This window comes from Paenibacillus sp. FSL F4-0097 (genome assembly GCF_038593125.1).
Taxonomy (GTDB): domain Bacteria; phylum Bacillota; class Bacilli; order Paenibacillales; family Paenibacillaceae; genus Paenibacillus_AQ; species Paenibacillus_AQ odorifer.
Window position 1 is genome coordinate 4158996 of the sequence record NZ_CP151965.1, and the last position, 21625, is coordinate 4180620.

Sequence of the window (21625 nt, forward strand, 5' to 3'; positions counted from 1 at the left end):
CGCTTAGCGCTCTACAGTTTCCATAAGAAACGCTTCGATAATGTCGCCCTCTTGGACGTCATTATAGCGTTCCAAAGTTATGCCACATTCATAACCTTGCGCCACTTCTTTGGCATCATCTTTGAAACGTTTCAAAGTATCAACCTTACCTGTGAACACTACGATTCCGCTACGGATCAAGCGCATTTCAGCATTACGGGTAATTTTACCAGAAGTAACCATACATCCTGCAATGGTACCCACTTTGCTGATTTTGAACACGCTGCGAACTTCAGCGTGACCGATAACATTCTCTTTATAGATAGGATCGAGCATACCTTTCATGGCACTTTCGATTTCTTCAATTACGTTGTAGATAATGTTGTGCAGACGAACATCTACTTTTTCTTGCTCAGCAGCTGCTTTGGTCTGTGCGTCTGGACGAACGTTAAAGCCGATAACGATAGCATTAGATGCTGCTGCAAGCGTAATATCGGATTCAGTAATCGCACCAGCACCGCTGTGAATGATCTTCACTCGTACGCCTTCCACTTCGATCTTAGCCAAGGATCCTTTAAGCGCCTCGACTGAACCTTGTACGTCAGCTTTGATAATCACGTTAAGGTCTTTGATCTCGCCATCTTTAATGTGCTGGAACAGATCATCCAAAGTTACACGGGTGTTCGTATTCAGCTCAGATTGACGTTGGGAAGTAGAACGTCTATCAGCAATCGCACGGGCTTTACGCTCGTCTTCGAATGCCATAAACGGATCGCCAGCTTGTGGCACCTCAGTCAAACCAGTAATTTCTACTGGAGTAGATGGTCCAGCTTCTTTAATCTTACGACCTTTATCATTGACCATAGCACGTACACGTCCGAAGCAGTTACCTGCTACAAAGGCATCGCCGACTTTCAACGTACCGTTCTGAACGAGTATACGAGCAACTGGTCCACGGGATTTATCAAGCTCAGCTTCTATAACAGTACCGCGTGCCCGTTTGTCAGGGTTCGCTTTGTACTCATTAACTTCAGCTACGAGCAGGATCATTTCCAGCAGTTCTTCCAAGTTAATACGTTGTTTCGCAGAGAGGTTAACGAAGATGGTATCTCCACCCCACTCTTCAGGAACAAGTTCATAACTTGTAAGCTCTTGCTTCACCTTATCAGGATCTGCGCCCGGCTTGTCGATTTTATTAACAGCGACAATAATCGGAAGTCCAGCAGCCTTAGCGTGTGCAATAGCTTCAACGGTCTGAGGCATAACACCGTCATCAGCAGCAACTACGATAATTGTCATATCCGTAACCTGTGCACCACGAGCACGCATAGCAGTAAATGCTTCGTGACCAGGTGTATCAAGGAACGTGATTTTCTTTTGATTAATTTCGACTTGATAAGCACCGATGTGCTGAGTGATTCCGCCGGCTTCGCCTAGAGTCACATTTGTCGAACGAATAGCATCAAGCAGTGTAGTTTTACCATGGTCAACGTGACCCATAATAGTAACTACTGGAGGACGAGTCTGAAGATCCTCTTCATTGTCATTCTCTTCCACTGTTTCGAAGCTGTCCTCATCAACAGGAATCTTCACTTCTACTTCTACGCCAAATTCAGCAGCGAGTAGCAAAATGGTGTCGATATCAAGTTCTTGGTTGATGGTAGCCATAACACCCATTGAAATCAGCTTTTTGATTACTTCAGAAGCATCCTTGTGAAGCAATTTCGCTGTTTCACCAACGGTCATGCTGCCACGAACGATGATTTTCTTAGGTGTGTTATCGATCTTCTCGCGGTGTACCATTGGCTGGTTCTTGCCACGACCATTCTTACCACCACGACCGCGGTAGTTACCACCTTTACCATCATCAAAACGTCTTTGATTATTATTCGGTCTGCCACCAGTTGTGTTCTTTTTAGGACCTCTGTCATCACCGCGTGTGAAACCTCCGCCTGTGCCAGATTGACCTTGTGGACGGCTGTCAGTGCGTGGTGCACTGTTTTGTCCTTGCGGACGGCTGCCACTTGTGTTGCTTCCTTGTGGACGGCTTCCACCAGTGTTGCTGCCTTGTGGGCGGCTACCACCAGTATTGCTGCCTTGCGGACGGCTGCCACTTGTGTTGCTTCCTTGTGGACGGTTGCCGCCAGTATTACTGCCTTGCGGACGGCTGCCACCGGTATTGCTACCTTGTGGGCGATTGCCGCCGGTAGTGCTGCTTTGCGGGCGGCTGCTACTAGTACTGCTAGTACTGTTAGTACGTGGAGCACCGCTTTGTTGCGGACGTGCATTCTGCGTTGAACCTGTTTGTGTTCTGCGGGAATCTTGTCCGCTTTGGGGCCTTGGGGACGTCGTCGATTGGTTGTTGTTTTGGTTACTGTTCATACCTACCTGCTTTTCCTGTTGATTTTTGTTGGCATTCTGAGCACTTTGAGGTTCGGCTGTTACCGCACCGGTTGTTACCGGCCGGCTGCTGGTGCCGGTATCCCGCTTGGCTGCAGCGTTTGATTTGATATCCTTAAAGAACTGTTCAACTTTGTTCACGGATCCATTCTCCATGACACTCATATGATTATTCACGGGGACATTCAAACGCTTCAGAATAGTAATAATTTCTTTACTGCTCATGTTTAGTGACTTTGCGTATTCGTACACGCGCAATTTATCTTTGTTCTCTTCTTTAGTCAATAAATCCACCTCCGACAGTATCTCCGAGTTGCTTGGAGATCATTTCCGCGAATCCTTTATCCGTAATGGCCAGTACTACACGCTGGTCTTTACCAATACTTGCACCGAGTTCATCCCGGTGAAATGCGATTACTAGTGGAATATCGTAAGTTCCGCATTTATCACGGAACTTTTTTTGGGTATTATCTGAAGCGTCACCTGCCAGAACGACCAGCTTCGCCTCTGAAGACCGTACAGCTTTGAGTACAGCCTCGTCACCGGTGACTATCTTGCCTGCTCTCATGGCAAGCCCTAAATAAGAAAGCGCCTTACTCATTATCCTCACTATCCTTTGCTGCTAGAAACTGCTCTTCCACGGATGTAAACTCCCGGGCTAGCTGGGCGTAGATTTCAGGACTCACTTGACATTTCAATGCACGGTCAAGTGCTTTGTTCTTTTGTGCCAGCTGAAAGCATTCAAGCTTGCCGCATATGTAAGCACCACGGCCTGACTTCTTACCCGTCAGATCAATCAGCACTTCACCTTCAGGCGTTCTTACCACACGAATCAGCTCTTTTTTAGGCATCATCTCTTGGGTAGCAACGCATTTACGCAGCGGCACCTTTTTTTGTTTCATACCAAACGCCTCCCGTCAAGCAGGTTAATTAATCTATGGAGACGGAATCCTGATGCATTTCATCAATAGAAGATTTCGGTCTGCCGTATTCCTGCTCCGCTTGAGTTTCACTCTTGATATCAATCTTCCAGCCGGTAAGTTTAGCGGCAAGACGTGCATTTTGCCCTTTAATACCGATAGCCAGTGATAATTGATAGTCAGGAACGATAACTCTCGCCATCTTCTCCGCTTCAAAGACTTGAACTTCAAGAACCTTGGAAGGGCTTAGTGCATTCGCAACATATTCCTGCACCAGATCAGAATAACGGACGATATCGATCTTCTCACCGCGAAGCTCAGTAACGATGGTCTGAACGCGTGTGCCTCTTGGACCTACGCAAGAACCAACGGGATCTACTTCTGGATTGCGGGAATACACAGCAATCTTCGAGCGGAAGCCAGCTTCACGAGCTACAGAACGAATCTCAACTACACCGTCAAATATTTCAGGAACTTCAAGCTCGAACAGACGCTTCAGTAATCCAGGATGACTGCGGGAGAGCATAATCTGCGGACCTTTTGTTGTATTCTCAACTTTTGTGATATAAGCCTTGATGCGTTCGCTTTGTTTGAACTTTTCACCTGGCATCAATTCGCTAAGCGGAAGAACCGCTTCGATTTTACCAAGATCAATGTAAATGTTCCGCATATCTTGACGTTGAACTAGTCCAGTAACGATATCATCTTCTTTGTCGATAAAAGCATTATAGATAAGTCCACGCTCTGCTTCGCGAATCCGTTGAGTTACAACCTGCTTAGCAGTCTGTGCGGCAATACGTCCAAAATCACGTGGTGTCACTTCAAGCTCAGCGATATCTTCCAGCTGGAAATGCGGGTTAATTTCTCTGGCTGCCGGCAATGAGATTTCAGTCCTTGTATCCAGGACCTCCTCAACAATTAACTTGCGGGCAAACACTTTAATGACACCTGTATTGCGATTCATGTCAACACGCACGTTCTGTGCTGCATTGAAATTACGTTTATAACTAGAGATCAGCGCCGCTTCAATCGCTTCAAACAGCACATCTTTACTGATGCCTCTCTCCCTCTCCAGCTCATTCATTGCTTCAATAAACTCCATACTCATGAATTTCCGGCCCCCCTTTCAAGACGTTAAAAAATAATGGCCAATCTCGCACTTGCGACCTTGGCGTACGGTACTGCATGTTCTTTTTTGCCCGCGGAGATGAGCAGTTCCTCGTTCTCGAACGAGAGCAAACGACCTTCAAATTCTTTGAGTCCTTGAATCGGCTCATAAACAGTCACATACACGTCCTTACCTACCGCTTTAGCTACATCCGCAGCTTTTTTGAGAGGACGCTCTGCTCCCGGCGAGGAAACCTCAAGGAAATATGCCTCAGGAATAGGATCATTCTCATCTAACTTCTGACTGAAATATTCGCTAATGATCCCGCAGTCATCAATATCAATGCCGCCTTCTTTATCTACGAATATACGCAGAAACCAATTGGAGCCTTCCTTCACGTATTCAACGTCCACCAGTTCGAAACCATTGTCGTCGAGATAGGGCCCGAGCATCTGCTCTACCGTTTGTTTAATTTTAGATTTGGGTGTGCTCAAAAGAAAATTACCTCCACGAACTTGTCTTTTGCTATATACCAAAGATAAAGAGTGGGTTTCCCCACTCTTTACACAACGGACTTATCTCATTATTACCAAAGAAATTATACCATAGGGAAACTGGACTGACAAGTGCTAGCCCTTGACTCCCCCTTTGGAGCACTCTTTTCTAGCCATGAAATAAGTGTTGTTAAAGCCTTTAAAATAGGGAAAGTTGATTGCTTTCCGGTAAGCCGCGGAAGCAGCCCATGCCAGTCAGCAGCTCAATAACCGTCTTACTTGCCTTTGATTTCTGCTGGAAATCTTCAATAGACAGGAACTCTCCAGCATCTTTCGCAGCAGCTATGTTGATAGCAGCATTCTCACCAATTCCCGCTAATGCGGAAAACGGAGGAATCAAACTCTTGTCATCAACAATAAACTTATTCGCTTCTGAGCGGTAAAGATCAATGTTTTTGAATGTAAACCCACGTGCCGTCATCTCCAAAGCCATCTCAAGGACAGGCAACATAGCCTTTTCCTTAGGCAAAGCCTGAAATCCTTTTTGCTCGATTTCTACGATCTGACGGTTGATGGCTTCATACCCCTTACAGCACAATTCAATATCAAAATCTGCTGCACGTACAGAGAAATAAGTCGCATAATATTCAATAGGATGATACAGCTTGAAGTAGGCGGTACGTACTGCAGAAATTACGTATGCAGCAGCATGCGCCTTCGGGAACATGTATTGAATCTTCAGACAAGAATCAATATACCATTGTGGGACCTTGCACTTTTTCATTTCCTCGATCCATTCGTCAGACAAACCTTTACCTTTACGAACACTCTCGGTAATTTTAAAGGCCAAGCTCGCATCCATTCCCGCTTTATAAATTAAGAAGAGCATGATGTCATCACGACAACCGATAACGGTCTTAATGTTACACGTGTTATTCTTTATAAGCTCTTGAGCGTTACCAAGCCAAACTCCAGTACCATGAGACAAACCTGATATTTGCAGTAAGTCAGCAAAGCTGGACGGCTTCGACTCAATAAGCATTTGACGTACGAACTTGGTACCCATTTCGGGCACACCATAGGTCGCAACCGGTGATCTGATTTCGTCAGGTCTTACTCCAAGTGCATCTGTAGAGTTAAACATGCTCATTACTTTCGGATCATTCATCGGGATAGAAGTTGGATCAACACCTGTCAAATCCTGAAGCATCCGCATCATCGTCGGATCATCATGACCCAGAATATCAAGCTTCAGCAAATTCGCGTCAAAAGCGTGATAATCAAAGTGTGTGGTCTTCCATTCAGCATTGACATCATCTGCCGGGAATTGTACTGGCGTAATATCTTCTACCTCCATATAGTCTGGAACAACGACTATACCACCCGGATGCTGTCCCGTACTACGTTTAACGCCTGTACAGCCAGCCGCCAGACGGCCAACTTCAGCTCCACGCCAACGTTTCTGGTGCAGTTCTTCGTATTTTTTTGCAAATCCGAAGGCTGTCTTCTCAGCTACGGTACCAATCGTTCCGGCACGGAATACATTTTTCTCACCAAACATTTCTTTGGTAAAGTTATGTGCATTCGGCTGATATTCCCCTGAGAAGTTCAAGTCGATATCGGGGACTTTATCCCCTTTAAATCCAAGGAAGGTCTCGAACGGAATATCCTGGCCTTCACCTTTGAGCTTCTGACCGCAATCCGGGCAGACTTTATCTGGTAAATCGAATCCGCTCCGCACACTACCGTCCAGGAACCATTCACTATGGCGACACTCGGGATCTAGGCAAATATAATGCGCAGGCAAAGGATTAACTTCTGAAATCCCAAGAAATGTAGCGACTACAGAAGAACCTACGGAACCCCGCGAGCCTACGAGATACCCATCCTGATTTGATTTTTTTACGAGACGTTCAGAAATCAAATAGTTGGCAGAGAACCCGTATTTAATAATCGGTGCAAGCTCTTTCTCCAAACGGGCAATAACTACTTCAGGCAGCTCTTCACCGTAAATGGATTTGGCTGTATTGTAGCAGGTCTCGCGAATTTCTTCGTCCGCCCCGTCAATAATTGGTGTAAATAGCTTATCTGGAAATAGCTCCAGTTCTTCAAAACGCTCCGCCAGCTCAACTGTATTTGTGACAACGACTTCCATCGCTTTTTCAGCACCGAGAAATTCGAATTCAGACAGCATTTCATCCGTTGTGCGGAAGTGTGCATCCGGTTTGCGTTGGTCTTTAAGCGGACTAAAGCCTGTGATCCCATTAATCGTAATATCACGATACAGCTTGTCCCGGGGTTCAAGATAATGCACATTCCCCGTTGCGATAACAGGTTTATTTAACTGTTCCCCTATTTCGCAAACCTTGCGGACTACATCGCGAAGCTCATCAGGGCCTGCTACAAAACCCTTGTCCACCAAGTGCATGTACATGGTCAATGGCTGAATCTCCAGCACATCATAAAAATGAGCAACCTCCATGGCTTCCTCAGTCGTTTTGTTGAGTACTGCTTCAAAAAACTCTCCACGTTCACAACCGGAAATCACTAGCAGTCCATCTCTATGCTCTTCCAGCTTGGATTTTGGAATACAAGGTACACGTTTGAAATATTCCGTATGTGACATGGAAATGAGCTTATAAAGATTTTTTTTGCCTATTTGATTAAGTGCATAAATATTACAGTGGAACGGTCTTGTGTTCGAAAGATCATTACCCACATAATCGTTTAGTCGATCAAGGCGGGTCATGCCCTTCATCTTTTCAGCATCTGCGAGCAATCCTGTTAATATACCGCCGAGTGCTATGGTATCATCAATCGCACGGTGATGGCTTTCCAGAAGAACTTTATATTTATCGGCTAATGTGTTCAGCCTGTGATTCTTCATGCTTGGATATAGTAAGCGAGCGAGCTCAAGCGTATCAAGAGATGGATTCGGAAGATCAGGTTCACCTATTTTACGTAACGAGGCCTGAATAAAACCCATATCAAACCTGGCGTTATGAGCTACAAGGATACTGTCACCCACAAATTCAACAAACTTACGCAGTACTGGTTCAAGATCAGGAGCATCTTTTACCATTTCATCCGTAATATTGGTCAATTGCTGAATATGATAAGGGATTTTCTCATGCGGATTAACAAAAGTAGAATAACGGTCTACTTCTTTGCCTTCGCACATTTTAATGGCCGCCAGCTCCGTAATATTATTGCGGGTAATCGATAAACCCGTGGTTTCTATATCAAACACTACATAGGTAGCTGTCTTCAAGTCCAAAGGCTGAGCATTCTCGACAATATTCACAGAGTCATTCACAACATTAGCTTCCACACCATAAATCATTTTTATCTTATGCTTATGAGCTGCATGGTTTGCATCAGGAAAAGCCTGAACGCCACCATGATCAGAAATAGCAATCGCAGGATGACCCCACTGGGCAGCTGTTTTGACATAGGTAGTGATCGGAGTGACCGCATCCATCGTACTCATCGTAGTGTGAAGGTGGAATTCCACCCGTTTCTTAGGAGCAGTATCTTTACGTGCAGGCGGTGCCTTAACTTCCGTTAAATCCGAAGGGATCATCACGAGCTCAGGAATCTGCATAAAACGGTCATATTCTACTTTTCCGCGTGCTCTTACCCATTTGCCATTAGCTAGCTGACTCATAACCTTCAGATCATCTTTAGTCTTCGCGAACATCTTCATTTGTAGAGAATCCGTAAAATCGGTCAGACTGAAAGTGAACAAGGTACTGCCATTGCGAAGCTCCTTACGATCCAGACCAAAAATGGTACCCTGAATTGTAATTTTCTTCTCTTCATCTTGAATTTCAAGAATCGGCACAGCCTGTTCCTTAATTTCATACCCCACTTGAAGCTTAATTACTTCATTAGGATCGCTATCATCAGCAGGAGCTTCTGTTTCCACAGCAGTCATCATCTGCTCAACAATCTCGCGTTGTTCTTGCTGAAGCTTTTGCTGAAATTCTTCGAATGCTTCAACATTATTATTTTCGTTCTCCGCCATTAGTAATTTAACTTTTAAGGAGAGACCGAAATACTTATCATAAAATTTAATAATTGCTCCATCGATGCCTTTTTTGCGAGCCAGCTCCATCGAAGTGGAATCACTCATCGTTAACATTAAAGTATCCTCTTTAAGCTCCTGTGAGGAGCGGGTCAGCCAGCCGTTTACCGATGGAATCTCCCGATGCACCCACTCCAGAAACAGTCCCCAATATTCTTGGACAAGCTCCGCTCTACTAACCTTCTCATCATATAGGAACAAAAAGCTTACTTTAGCTATATGCTGTAGCTTCTCCCGCATTCTAAGGCTAAATGTCCGATATACCTGTGCTGGAACCAGACTTTCTTTCGTAATAACGATTTGCCAGTCCCGGTTGCCGCGACTGATCTCAACACGTTCTATATACCCGTCTAAAAAGTAGGGATCCATGATTGCAGGCGGAATTTCACCCTGCTTCATCAAGAGCTCGAACCTTTTTCTTCTCTCCTGGTTTTGTTCCATGCTTTCCTCCCACCTTTAATAACCCAGTTAAAACTATCCATGATATACAGTGAAAGTACAATATGATAAGAAGAAACGATGTTGTCGCCTTTTAAAGACGATAACTGTTTCTCGTAAAAATATAAGGATAATTTATAGCGAATTCCTATAAATTCTTATATTTTAAAAAGCTTCTGGTTTCAAAAAGCATTGGGTTCTTACGGCCCGCCGACTCCTCTCTCCAGAAGCTAAATTAAAATACTACAAGACTGTTGATCGGTGCCTAAAGATTAATATGCCTTTGCAAAAACCACAGTATGCTTGGCTGGTTGGCCACAGCAAATGCAGACTTGCTTAGTCTCCGCTGGATCAAAAGGAATATTGCGGCTACCCGCACCTGTCTCTTCCTTAACTTTGGACTCGCATTCTTCGGAACCACACCATCCAGCTAGAGCAAATCCACGTTTTTCATCCATCGAAGCCTTCATTTCCTCCAAGGAATCCACAGAATAGAAGTGGTCCTCGCGGAATTTCAGGGCACGTTCGAACATTTCGTTGTGAACCTGTTCAAGCATTGTTTGAACCTCTTCTACGAGGTTTTCCTGTTGAATAACCTTCTTCTCACCGGTGACACGTGAGACGAGAACGCAGACGCCATTCTCCATGTCGCGTGGTCCAAGCTCCAAACGTACTGGCACTCCACGCATTTCATATTCATTAAACTTCCAGCCTGGAGTAACATCTGAACGATCATCCACACGTACACGAACGCCAGCATTCTTCAATTCCTTGAACAGCTCGTCCGTCCGCCCAATCACAGCTTCGCGGGTCTTAGGAGGTCCGATAGGAATCATAATAACTTGCGTTGGAGCTACCTTAGGCGGCAGAACAAGACCGCGGTCATCTCCATGTACCATAATCAAGGAGCCAATCAAGCGAGTGGTTGAGCCCCATGAAGTAGTGTGTACATACTCCAAATTATTGTCACGGCTTAAATATTGAATCTCAAAAGCTGTGGCAAACTTGGTGCCGAGGTAATGTGAAGTAGCAGCCTGAACAGCGCGTCCATCCTTCATCATCGCTTCAATAGAATACGTATCTACCGCACCGGCAAAACGCTCGGAAGGTGTCTTTTGTCCAGTAATAACCGGAATGGCAAGATAGGTCTCGACAAAATCACGGTAGTTATCCAGCATCCGCATAGTTTCTTCGCGAGCTTCCGCTTCATTCTCATGCGCGGTATGCCCTTCTTGCCAAAGAAACTCAGTCGTGCGGATAAATGGTAATGTACGTTTCTCCCAACGAACCACGTTCGCCCATTGATTGATAAGTACAGGAAGGTCACGATAAGATTGAATCCATTTAGAGTACATGTGGCCGAACATGGTCTCTGAAGTAGGACGAACTGCGAGACGTTCCTCAAGTACGTCACCACCCGCTTCTGTTACCCATGGCAGCTCTGGATTAAAGCCTTCAATATGATCCTTTTCCTTCTGAAAGAAACTCTCTGGAATGAACACTGGAAAATAAGCGTTTCGATGCCCAGTTTCCTTGAGGCGACGGTTCATTTCCTCCTGAATATGCTCCCATATTTCATAGCCTTCTGGCTTAAATACAATACAGCCACGAACAGGAGAGTAATCCATCAAGTCTCCTTTTTTAATAACATCAATATACCAGCGTGAGAAATCCTCGCTTTGCGGCGTGATTTCCGTAACGAATTGTTTATCTTTAGCCATGTAATGGAATGCCTCCCGAAGAAAATTAGCCGCTGATCAAACGTAAAATATCATTATACGTAACAGCAATCATTAATAAAAATAGCAGTGCAAAACCTACAAAGTGAACCATGCCTTCATGACCCGGATCCACAGGTTTGCCACGCAGTGCCTCAACACCTAGGAATGCCAGACGGCTTCCATCGAGTGCCGGTATCGGCAAGAGGTTAAATATCCCCAGATATAGACTCAAAATAGCGGCCCAGTATGTAAGATACTGAATACCTTGTTGAGCAATTTGACCGGTTACCTCAAACGTACGAACCGGACCTCCAATATCATCCATATTGAATTTATTGATCAATTGTTTAAAGCCCAAAAAGATAGCTTCTGTCGTATCGACCATAGCTTTTCCTGAACCTGTTATCGTCTCGCCAAAACCAGCTTTACGAGTAGGTAGCTCAGGAGTGATGCCTATTTTACCGCCTTCTTGTCCTTCCATACTACGAGGAACTAGCTTAACGTTAAGGGTTTCTTCTCCCCGTTGCAGCGTCCAGTTCATTTCTTTACCTTTGGACTCCGAGGTCAAGCTAATCATTTTTTGGTAATCAGCACCGATTTTCTCACCATTGATGGAGACAATGATGTCGCCCTTTTGGAGTCCTGCTTCTTGCGCCGGCATTCCTTCGGAGACGTCGCCAATCTTAACAAAAGTAGGATTTTCAACTTGAATCCCGACCATTTGCAAATGAATGGCGAAGAGTACAAAAGCTAACAGAAAGTTCATCACAGGACCCGCAACGATAGCCAACGCACGCTGACCCACGGTCTTGCTGCCGAATTGACGATCTTTAGGTGCAATTTGTGTCTGTTGCGTCCCTTTAATCATCATCGCTTGCGGATGGACATCATAAGTAGTAACTTCTCCGTCCACATCTAAGGTAATCTGCAATTTATCTTCGAGATCGGTACTCAGCGCCTCACCACGGATAACATTTCTACGGGTATCTAGTGCATCCAGATAAATGTTTTTAACTTTATTGTCTTGTCCGAGCCTTACCGCAATGGTCTGTCCAGAACCAATCTCGACAATCTCAGGATCTTCACCAGCCATGCGGGCATAACCGCCAAAAGGCAGTAAGCGAAGAGTGAACTGAGTCTCATTCCGTTTATAAGAAAACAGTTTCGGACCGAAACCGATAGCAAATTCCCTCACGAGAATACCGGCGCGTTTGGCAAAATAATAGTGACCCCATTCGTGTACAGTCACAAGTACAAAAAACATGAGCACCGTTAAAAAAACGACCTGAACCATTTCCAAACGTATCATCCCCCTTTAGGTGTAAGACCGAAGTATGTCCTCTTAATTTATCATTATTCTCCGATCAGGCACAAGAGAATCAACTGTCCCAACCTATTTTTAGGGCAAAGTAAGTATTTCCAGTCAAGCAATAACGCCATCAGTGTTCCTTAAGGAGACGGTACGCGTTTACGCGAGAAATATAAGGATAATGTATAAAGTGAAACTTATACTTTCTTATATTTTTAAAAGGAGATCTTTCTACGTTCTACAGCGTAGCTGCCAGCTCTCGAACACGTCTATCACAGGATTCAATTTGTTCCAGATTCGGATTATGCTCGTTATTATGACAATCTAGCACTTCTCCGATAATCTCCTCAATACGCAGGAACGAGATCTCATGACTTAAGAATCGAGCAACTGCTATTTCGTTCGCAGCGTTGAAAGCAGTAGTCGCCGTTCCACCAGCTTTTCCGCAATCTATCGCTAGCTTCAGTGCAGGGTAACGTTCAAAGTCCATTTCACGGAAGGTCAAACGTCCTATCTCAGCTAACGACAAACGCTGTGCCGGAGATTCCCAACGATCTGGATAAGTAAGTGCATATTGAATCGGGACACGCATATCGGGATTGCCAAGCTGGGCAATAATACTGCTGTCACGGAATTCAACATAAGAGTGAATGATGCTCTCCGGGTGAAGCAGCACATTCACTTGTTCATACGGAAGACCGAATAACCAATGCGCTTCAATAACCTCTAAGCCCTTGTTCACCATTGTAGCAGAATCTATCGTTATTTTCGCGCCCATGCTCCAATTCGGATGACGAAGCGCATCTTCTACCGTCACATCCTTAAGCTGATCACGCGTAAAGTCACGGAATGAGCCGCCGGATGCTGTTAAAGTGATGTAGGCAATATCTGAGATATTCTCGCCATTGAGACATTGATATATAGCTGAATGCTCACTATCAATCGGCAACAGCTTAACTCCCTTACGATTAGCAAGATCAGTGACCAAATGTCCGGCCGTTACTAATGTCTCCTTATTGGCGAGTCCAATATGTTTGCCGGCTTCAATTGCCGCTAGTGTTGATTGAAGCCCTACGCTTCCCATAACAGCCGTTACGACCATTTCGGCATCGCCGCCAGCCGCCACTTCAACAAGCCCTTCATTCCCGCTGTAAAGCTCTATACCAGAAGGTAGGCTGGATCTAATCTCATCTGCCAGCTCTTTCGTTGCCACAGAGACTCTACGCGGGTTAAAACGACGAACTTGTTCCAGTAATAATGCTGTATTTGTTCCGGCCGCCAAGCCATCTACTTCAAAAGAGTCTGGGTGCATTGCGATGACATCTAGAGTCTGAGTGCCGATCGAACCCGTCGAACCTAGAACACTTATTTTTTTCATAGTTATACTCTCTCTCCCTTCGTTTAATAGTAAGGCATAAGCATTACAATATGTACGAATGGAAATACGATAATCCAGCTGTCACATCGATCAAGAATACCGCCATGCCCTGGCAAAAGTGTACCTGAGTCTTTAATGCCATACGCACGTTTATAAGCTGACTGCACAAGATCTCCAAGCTGTCCTAATATCGCACAAGAAAGCCCAATAAGCAATGCTCGTCCTATCGCCAAGTGTTCAGGAGCAAGCAGCGCAAACACGATAGAAATAAGCATCGAGATCAGTACCCCGCCAACAGCACCTTCCACCGTTTTGTTAGGACTGATGGCCGGCCAGAGCTTGTTCTTGCCAAAGCTTCTGCCTACAAAATATGCCCCCGCATCACTGCCCCAAATGCAGAACAGGAGCAAAAAAGTCCAGAACAAACCATGTCCGTCATCCGATGCACGAGCCTCGGCCATATAAGAGAAGCCCATTCCAATGTATACAATACCAGTAAACAGCAAGGCTGTTACTCGAATATCTAATTTATTTTTAGTGAAAACGGTGACCAGAAGGAACAATAACAGCAGAATCCAAATCCCTTGCTCCCAGGACAGCGGCTCAGAAACACCAAGCAAATTCCATGGGATCATGAAGCTTAGAATAGCTGCGTAACCCAGAAAAGTAGTACCGGAAAGCGTAGGAATACCTATCATTTTGACAAATTCATAAAAACCTATAAGAGCCATAGCAATAAGCAGAACCTGATACGGCCAGTTTCCCAGTACACATAACCCTAAAAATAATACTCCGGCAACAATTCCGGTAATCAATCGCTGCTTCAAAGGTTCCATCTCCTAACAAGCTACTTCAGTCCACCATAACGGCGTGTTCGTCGTTGATATTCAGCAACGGCCTGATGCAAATGCTCTTTGTCGAACTCAGGCCAGTACACATCAGTAAACCACAATTCACTATAGGCAATCTGCCATAACATAAAATTGCTAAGCCGAATTTCTCCACTTGTTCGTATCAACAAATCAGGATCGGGTAAACCAGCAGTTAATAGTCTGTTGTTAATCAACTCTGATGTAATTTCTTCTGGCGACAATATACCAGCTTGGATATCTTTCCCTAAACTGCGCATACAGCCTTCTATTTCATTGCGTCCACCATAGTTAAGAGCAAAATTTAAGATCAATCCAGTATTCTCTTTTGTTCGAGCTACCGCCTCTTCCATAGCCTTACGGGTATATGAAGGTAAAGCGTCAGCGTCACCCATCATGCGTACTTGAACATTCTTCTCGATTAGCTCATCAAGCTCAATCGCCAGAAACTCCCCAGGCAAACGCATCAAGTAATCGACTTCTTCTTTCGGGCGTATCCAGTTTTCTGTCGAGAACGCATACATCGTTAAGTATTTAATACCTAATTCGTCTGCAGCGATCGTAGCACGTTTGACAGCCTTCATGCCGTTTTGATGACCCATAACGCGCGGTAAGCCGCGCCGTTTAGCCCAGCGTCCATTACCATCCATAATCACAGCCACATGCCGGGGAATGTTATCCGGTGAAATCTCGACTGACTGTTGCCTGTCTTTACGGCTCAGCCACGCTTGAATCCGTTTGATCATTTCCGTTTCCTCCAAGCTCTTATCAGAAAGAGACAAACCCCACCATTAACGGAGGGGCCTTAAGTCTCTTGAATATCATTAAACTTCCATAATCTCTTTTTCTTTGGAGACAAGCACTTTGTCAACTTCGGCTATGAACTTATCCGTTGTTTTTTGAATGTCTTCCTGATGGCCACGGGACTCATCTTCAGAGATACCGTTTTTCTCCATCTTTTTAATATCATCGTTGGCATCACGGCGAATGTTGCGGATCGCTACTTTCGCTTCTTCACCAAACTTCTTAGTCAGCTTAACCAAGTCCGTCCGACGCTCTTCAGTCAGCGGAGGGATAGAAAGACGAATAATGGTGCCGTCATTGGCTGGCGTCAATCCGATATCGGATTTCATGATCGCCCGTTCAATATCAGACATCGATGTTTTGTCCCACGGCTGAATCAACAGTGTCCGGGAATCCGGAGTACTTATGTTGGCCAGCTGATTAATTGGAGTAGGTGCTCCGTAATATTCAACTTGAATACGATCGAGAAGCGATGTTGTTGCACGTCCTGCACGTAATGTTGCCAAGTCACGTTTCAGCGATGAAATCGCTTTGTCCATACGCTCTTCGGCATTTTTTTTGACCGATTGTGGCATTAATCTACACTCCCTTTAACAATCGTTCCGATCTTCTCACCGAGAACGACACGTTTGATATTGCCTTGTTCTGTAATGGCGAATACAATGAGCGGTATATTGTTATCCATGCATAAAGATGAAGCTGTTGAATCCATAACACCGAGGTTTTTATTCAGAACATCCATATAAGTAAGCTGTTCGAATTTCTCAGCTGTACTATCTTTGAACGGATCAGCAGAATATACTCCGTCAACCTTATTTTTCGCCATCAGAATAACTTCTGCTTCGATCTCTGCCGCTCTAAGTGCTGCAGTAGTATCTGTTGAGAAGAATGGGTTACCTGTGCCTGCTGCAAAAATAACAACCCGGCCCTTCTCCAAGTGGCGAATCGCACGACGACGAATATATGGTTCAGCAATTTGCTGCATCGAGATCGAAGTCTGCACTCTTGTTGGCACATCAATTTGCTCCAATGCGTCCTGAAGAGCAAGTGAGTTCATTACTGTTGCCAGCATGCCCATATAATCTGCAGTAGCGCGATCTATGCCGCTTGCGCTGCCCGCGATCCCGCGCCAAATGTTACCCCCGCCACAAACAATTGCAACCTGAACGCCAAGTTCTACAACTTCCTTGATCTGTTCAGCGATGGAAATAATCATGTCGGCATCAATACCATATCCGTTTTGTCCTGCCAAAGACTCTCCACTTACCTTAAGGACTACTCTCTTAAATACCGGCTGTTCCAAATGTATACCCTCACTTTCTGCAAAAGACGGAACACTACGTGTACGTGTTCCGCTCTTCTGATGCTTGCCTTTATTCAATTCTTCATATTTATGATGAAGCTATTATTGATTAACTTGTGCCATAACTTCTTCAACAAAGTTATCCACTTTCTTTTCCAAACCTTCGCCTAGTTCAAAACGAGCAAAACGACGGATCGAGATGTTTTCTCCGATGGTGCTGATTTTTTCATTCAACAATTGGGAGATTGTTTTGTCTGGGTCTTTAACGAAAGTTTGCTCAAGCAAGCAATATTCTTCGTAATATTTACCAATACGTCCTTCAACCATTTTTTCAATGATTTTCTCAGGCTTACCTTCGTTCAAAGCTTGAGCTTTCAGGATTTCTTTTTCTTTTTCAACATCTTCTTGTGGTACTTCTTCACGACGAACATAACGAGGGTTTGCTGCAGCGATTTGCATAGCGATATCGCGAGCAAATTCCTTGAAGGAATCTGTTTTACCAACAAAGTCAGTTTCGCAGTTGATTTCTACAAGTACACCAATGCGGCCGCCAGCGTGGATGTAAGATTCTACAACGCCTTCAGTAGCAATACGTCCTGCTTTGTTTGCTGCTGCGGACAGACCTTTTTCACGAAGCAATTCTGCTGCTTTAGTAATATCGTTATTAGCTTCTTCAAGCGCTTTTTTACAATCAAGCATACCAGCGCCTGTTCTTTCACGAAGTTCTTTTACTGCTTTTGCATCAACTGCCATTGTTTATTCCCTCCAGGTAATTGTCGTTTTCTTACATTATTCAAGGCCTTTATCCTAAAAAAAGGGCAGTGAGAGGTTATCCACCTGCCAACCACCCTTTTCATTTAAGTTCTTGTATGTGCTAGTCGCTACTTAAGCAGTAGTTGTGTCTTCGCCTTGGTGAGCTTCAACAACAGCGTCTGCCATTTTACCAGTCAACAATTTAACAGCGCGGATAGCGTCGTCGTTACCTGGAATTACGTAGTCGATTTCGTCTGGATCACAGTTAGTATCAACGATAGCTACGATTGGAATACCCAATTTGCGAGCTTCTGCAACTGCAATACGCTCTTTACGCGGGTCAATGATGAACAACGCGCTTGGAAGACCTTTCATGTTCTTGATACCGCCCAAGAATTTTTCAAGACGATCTTTCTCTTTGCGAAGAAGGATAACTTCTTTCTTAGGTAGTACTTCAAAAGTACCGTCTTCTTCCCAAGATTCCAATTTCTTCAAGCGATCAATACGCTTTTGAATAGTTTGGAAGTTAGTAAGCGTTCCGCCCAACCAACGTTGGTTAATGAAGAACATACCGGAACGTTCTGCTTCTTCTTTTACGGAATCTTGAGCTTGTTTCTTTGTTCCTACGAATAGGATTGTGCCGTTGTCACCAGCGACGCTTTTTACAAAGTTGTAAGCTTCCTCTACCTTTTTGACTGTTTTTTGCAAGTCAATAATGTAAATTCCGTTTCTTTCAGTGAAGATATAACGATCCATCTTTGGGTTCCAACGACGAGTCTGGTGACCGAAGTGTACCCCAGCTTCTAGAAGCTGTTTCATGGAGATTACTGCCATCTTCACACACCTCCTAAGTTTGGTTTATTGTGTGTCTCCTCCGCCATGCGTCATCTTTCAGCAAGACTTTCTTCAGAAGAAAGCACCCCTTGTCGAAATCAACCGGCGTGTGTTTTAACACCGTCAATTACTATACCATATTATCTCAGTGTATGCAACGATCACTTTAAAGTTATTAACTTCTCTATTATGGAGTCAATACTTTCTCCCTTATTAAAGCTATAAGAACCGGATTGAATTTTGGTATTAATCTTACGTTTGTTTGCAGCCTCTAGAAAAGTAGACTTATCTTTAATGACGCCAGCCTTCGCTAAAATATCTGTTGTTGCGGTCAATGTGCTGCCAGATGGAATTCGAACAGAAACACTAGCATTTGCTGTGACTTTAGGCGTTACAGGAGCTACAGCGGTTGGAGCGGCACTGGCCTTTGGAGTGACCTTTGGCTGCTCAACCTTGCCATTAGTAGGCGTAGATGGCTTGTTCGGCGCAATGGCTTTATCAGAGCTCTCAGGCGTTGTAGGTGACACTTCCGGCGTGGGGGAGGCTGCAGCTGCCGGCGCAGAGGGGCTGACATTCTCCTTGCTTTCTGCTGTCGGCCCCCCGGTCTCTGTGACTTCCTCTTTATTATCATTCTCAGTTTCCCCTGAGGAAAGTACTGCAGCTTCATCGATGACTTTCATATTCAGTTTCTCCGCACCCTGTAGAACTTGTTCTTTGGTAAGTGGAGCCGCTCCACCGGAGATCATTAATTGAAGTAATAAAGCGCCACTAATTAGTCCAGTGCCTAGCCCGAACAAGAATGAACGGTTCTTAATCATACCGATTCCTCCTGTTTGGCAAGTTGCAGAATCAGTTGCACTTCCCCTCGCTGAAGTCCAGCTGTCTTGGCAATGGAGTCTATCGATTTGCCCTGCTCATGCAGTTCAAACAATCTTGGGTAACGTAATTTTATCGAACTAATAGGTTTCGCTTTCACATCTGGCGACACTGAACTCATCTCTGCTTGGAGAGACGGATCTTCGTTAACACCAACTTTAACCTTCGAACCTTGTTCAACCGACACTGCAAGTTCTTTCAAACTCTTCTCTTCCTCGGCCACTCGTGCTTCTAGCTTTAAAGAGCTGTTCTGCAACTCTACCACTTGACTCTGTAATTCATTAACCTGTCCCTGCAGTACATTATGATTAGTTTGCGATTGTTGTTTAATACTACTAACTAATTGTACCAGTTCCTCATTCTCGCGCTCTATGTCTGCCATATATAGCTCAAGCGCAGCCTCTGTTTCCTTGAGGCTTTGCTGATTAGCTTTTCCTTCCTTTACACGTGCGGGAAGTAAAAGGGCATAAAGAATAGCAGCGACACCTACTAGCACAATATAAACCCATGGTTGCAAGTGCCTTATCTCCTTTTACATTTCAGATGTAGATTCATGTGGATTCTTATTAAAGACTTAGATCAATGCGTTGGCCTTTGTAAGGATGCTCGGCATCACGGGTTGCAGGCGAGTTCGAGTGTTTATCTGAAGAAGAATTTCCACCTGAATGAGGATTGCCTTTTCCACCGCCATCCCGTAAAGCTGATTCAGAAGACTCATCCACTTCAGTGCTCCGCATGGCCAATTCCTGACTTTGTTTTACATTTTGCCCAGCCAATTGATGTTGGTCGATAGCAGGACGTTGCTGAGATTCATTCTGAAGCTTGCCCGCCTCCGTGGTGCGAGGCAAAGCAATTTGCAGTTCCACCGGTTTTAGGCTCATCTTAACCCTTCTCTCACAAGTAATGGCCGGCCGCAAATGCTGCCCGCCCGATTAATTGTACGGCGTTAAAGATATATCCCCATCACTGTAAATAAACACAACCCGCTCCGTAGCATCCTTAACAAATCGGGTATATCTGCCGATCATGATCTTTGAACCGCCATAAATGGTTTTGATAACCTCAACTCTCGCTCTACCTGTATCTTCTAACATTCTTTCTATCTCTAGCACTCGTTCTTTAATTCTTTTTTCTTCACGTTGATGGGATTGTTTAGTAGCATTTAATTTGACGCGAAGCGCCACTTTATCCGCAGGGAGCTGACCGTTAGTAGCCAATTGATTTAATAGATACAAAGCTTTAGAGGTTTTATCCTCGTTCTCCAGCAGCTGCCGCAGCTCTTGACGAAGTTCGTTAATCTCATTTCTAAGCTCTGGAACCACGCCTACCTCAATCACAGTCGCAGTGGACATGGTGTTACCTATAGTTCTTGCTACAACTCTTTCTCCAGACTGAACGATTCCACCCACTATCAAACCTTTAGAGCCGTTACAGATAACATCTCTACCAGCACGTATATTGGAGTGCATAATACTCTGAGAAACAATTACATCTTCCCCAGCGGTTACGTTTCCATCTTGAATGAAAGAAACCTTCACACTTTTTCCAGCGGTAACTTGACCTTTGTTATATCCGATAATTCCACCAGTAATTTCAATGGAGCCCCCAGAGATTAACTCTGCACCTTCAACGCCGCCTACAACCCGAATATCACCGGCAGACTTTACCGTAAAGCCTGAAAGGACATTCCCACGTATGACGACTGTACCTACAAAATCAATATTTCCAGTGCCGTAATCGACATCACCATTCACTTCATATACAGGAAACACATTGATTTTCCCGTTATCAGTTAACGTGACCAGTCCATCAATCGCTGCGTACATCGAAGTGCCATCGTTATCAATGAGTACATTTTTCCCGATTTTAAAATGAGCTTCCTTTCCAGCCTTGAAAGCAAGCTCATCACCAGTTACAGTCATCCCTAGCTTTCCAGGCTGGGCAGGGATAATTTTAGCTATTAACTTTCCTTTAAGCACATTACGAAGCCGGACCAAGTCCTTGTAGTCGACCTTACCATCCGCTTTCTCAAGCGGTTTGCGGTCCTCTTCCAGATCAACTGTAAGCATAACTCGTCCATCCGTGCCATGCACAGCAGGATAACCTGCAGCAATCGGAACTTTACTCCAAAAAAACTCCTCAGGATGACTACTAATACGTTCGACAACATCACTCTTGATACCGTAGCGAATATTGTGACTGTGCAGGAAGGCTTCCAGTTCTGTAGATGAGCAGGAAAAATTCTCATCCTTTTTGGAGAACTGCAAATACGCGATTCCTTTGTCCTCCGAAAAAGTTATACTCAAGTACTGATTCAAAGCATATTGACCGATCAAATTTTGCTCCCCCTTG

Annotated in this window: 19 protein-coding genes; all 19 read right to left on the reverse strand. The window is 44.6% G+C overall.

Annotated elements, in window-relative coordinates; translation table 11 throughout:
• Positions 1 to 3: 3 nt before the first annotated feature.
• Positions 4 to 2664, reverse strand: coding sequence for a translation initiation factor IF-2 (infB, locus tag MHH86_RS18575; RefSeq protein ID WP_036688463.1), 2661 nt, complete (start codon positions 2662 to 2664; stop codon positions 4 to 6).
• Entirely contained in the window at positions 2657 to 2980 is a 324-nt protein-coding gene (locus tag MHH86_RS18580; RefSeq protein ID WP_036688466.1) for a YlxQ family RNA-binding protein, read from the reverse strand. Before MHH86_RS18580 ends, infB begins: the two co-directional genes overlap by 8 nt.
• The gene (locus tag MHH86_RS18585; RefSeq protein ID WP_036688467.1) at positions 2973 to 3281 is read right to left on the reverse strand and encodes a YlxR family protein; all 309 of its coding nucleotides are present in this window, start codon (positions 3279 to 3281) and stop codon (positions 2973 to 2975) included. Before MHH86_RS18585 ends, MHH86_RS18580 begins: the two co-directional genes overlap by 8 nt.
• Positions 3282 to 3309: 28 nt before the next feature.
• On the reverse strand, positions 3310 to 4407 hold the full coding sequence (gene nusA, locus MHH86_RS18590; protein ID WP_036688470.1) for a transcription termination factor NusA: 1098 nt from the start codon (positions 4405 to 4407) through the stop codon (positions 3310 to 3312).
• Between the two features lie 26 nt (positions 4408 to 4433).
• Entirely contained in the window at positions 4434 to 4901 is a 468-nt protein-coding gene (rimP, locus tag MHH86_RS18595) for a ribosome maturation factor RimP (RefSeq protein ID WP_036688473.1), read from the reverse strand.
• Between the two features lie 199 nt (positions 4902 to 5100).
• Positions 5101 to 9429 carry a PolC-type DNA polymerase III gene (locus tag MHH86_RS18600; protein WP_076100393.1) on the reverse strand — a complete coding sequence of 1443 codons (4329 nt, stop codon included), beginning with the start codon at positions 9427 to 9429 and terminating at the stop codon, positions 5101 to 5103.
• A 269-nt stretch (positions 9430 to 9698) separates the two neighbouring features.
• Positions 9699 to 11147, reverse strand: a complete 1449-nt coding sequence (proS, locus tag MHH86_RS18605) for a proline--tRNA ligase (RefSeq protein WP_036688477.1) — start codon at positions 11145 to 11147, stop codon at positions 9699 to 9701.
• A 25-nt stretch (positions 11148 to 11172) separates the two neighbouring features.
• On the reverse strand, positions 11173 to 12447 hold the full coding sequence (gene rseP / locus MHH86_RS18610) for an RIP metalloprotease RseP (RefSeq protein ID WP_036688480.1): 1275 nt from the start codon (positions 12445 to 12447) through the stop codon (positions 11173 to 11175).
• Between the two features lie 247 nt (positions 12448 to 12694).
• The gene (locus MHH86_RS18615) at positions 12695 to 13834 is read right to left on the reverse strand and encodes a 1-deoxy-D-xylulose-5-phosphate reductoisomerase (RefSeq protein WP_036688483.1); all 1140 of its coding nucleotides are present in this window, start codon (positions 13832 to 13834) and stop codon (positions 12695 to 12697) included.
• Positions 13835 to 13857: 23 nt separating this feature from the next.
• Complete coding sequence (locus MHH86_RS18620; RefSeq protein WP_076100390.1) at positions 13858 to 14661, reverse strand: phosphatidate cytidylyltransferase; 804 nt, start codon at positions 14659 to 14661, stop codon at positions 13858 to 13860.
• 20 nt (positions 14662 to 14681) lie between these two features.
• Positions 14682 to 15449 carry an isoprenyl transferase gene (locus MHH86_RS18625; protein ID WP_036688488.1) on the reverse strand — a complete coding sequence of 256 codons (768 nt, stop codon included), beginning with the start codon at positions 15447 to 15449 and terminating at the stop codon, positions 14682 to 14684.
• A 78-nt stretch (positions 15450 to 15527) separates the two neighbouring features.
• Positions 15528 to 16082, reverse strand: a complete 555-nt coding sequence (frr, locus tag MHH86_RS18630; protein ID WP_036688489.1) for a ribosome recycling factor — start codon at positions 16080 to 16082, stop codon at positions 15528 to 15530.
• Positions 16082 to 16810, reverse strand: coding sequence for a UMP kinase (gene pyrH, locus MHH86_RS18635; protein WP_036688491.1), 729 nt, complete (start codon positions 16808 to 16810; stop codon positions 16082 to 16084). Before pyrH ends, frr begins: the two co-directional genes overlap by 1 nt.
• A gap of 102 nt (positions 16811 to 16912) precedes the next feature.
• The gene (gene tsf / locus MHH86_RS18640) at positions 16913 to 17563 is read right to left on the reverse strand and encodes a translation elongation factor Ts (protein WP_036688492.1); all 651 of its coding nucleotides are present in this window, start codon (positions 17561 to 17563) and stop codon (positions 16913 to 16915) included.
• Between the two features lie 132 nt (positions 17564 to 17695).
• Positions 17696 to 18397: a 30S ribosomal protein S2 gene (gene rpsB / locus MHH86_RS18645; RefSeq protein ID WP_036688493.1), complete on the reverse strand. Its 702-nt coding sequence runs from the start codon at positions 18395 to 18397 to the stop codon at positions 17696 to 17698.
• A 161-nt stretch (positions 18398 to 18558) separates the two neighbouring features.
• Positions 18559 to 19215 (reverse strand): endolytic transglycosylase MltG, encoded by a 657-nt coding sequence (locus MHH86_RS18650; protein ID WP_076223195.1) that lies wholly within the window; start codon positions 19213 to 19215, stop codon positions 18559 to 18561.
• Positions 19212 to 19790: a hypothetical protein gene (locus MHH86_RS18655; protein WP_076223193.1), complete on the reverse strand. Its 579-nt coding sequence runs from the start codon at positions 19788 to 19790 to the stop codon at positions 19212 to 19214. The genes MHH86_RS18650 and MHH86_RS18655 overlap by 4 nt, the downstream gene beginning before the upstream one ends.
• A gap of 49 nt (positions 19791 to 19839) precedes the next feature.
• Positions 19840 to 20154, reverse strand: coding sequence for a hypothetical protein (locus MHH86_RS18660; RefSeq protein ID WP_036688496.1), 315 nt, complete (start codon positions 20152 to 20154; stop codon positions 19840 to 19842).
• A gap of 51 nt (positions 20155 to 20205) precedes the next feature.
• Positions 20206 to 21609 (reverse strand): FapA family protein, encoded by a 1404-nt coding sequence (locus MHH86_RS18665; RefSeq protein WP_036688497.1) that lies wholly within the window; start codon positions 21607 to 21609, stop codon positions 20206 to 20208.
• Between the last annotated feature and the right edge of the window lie 16 nt (positions 21610 to 21625).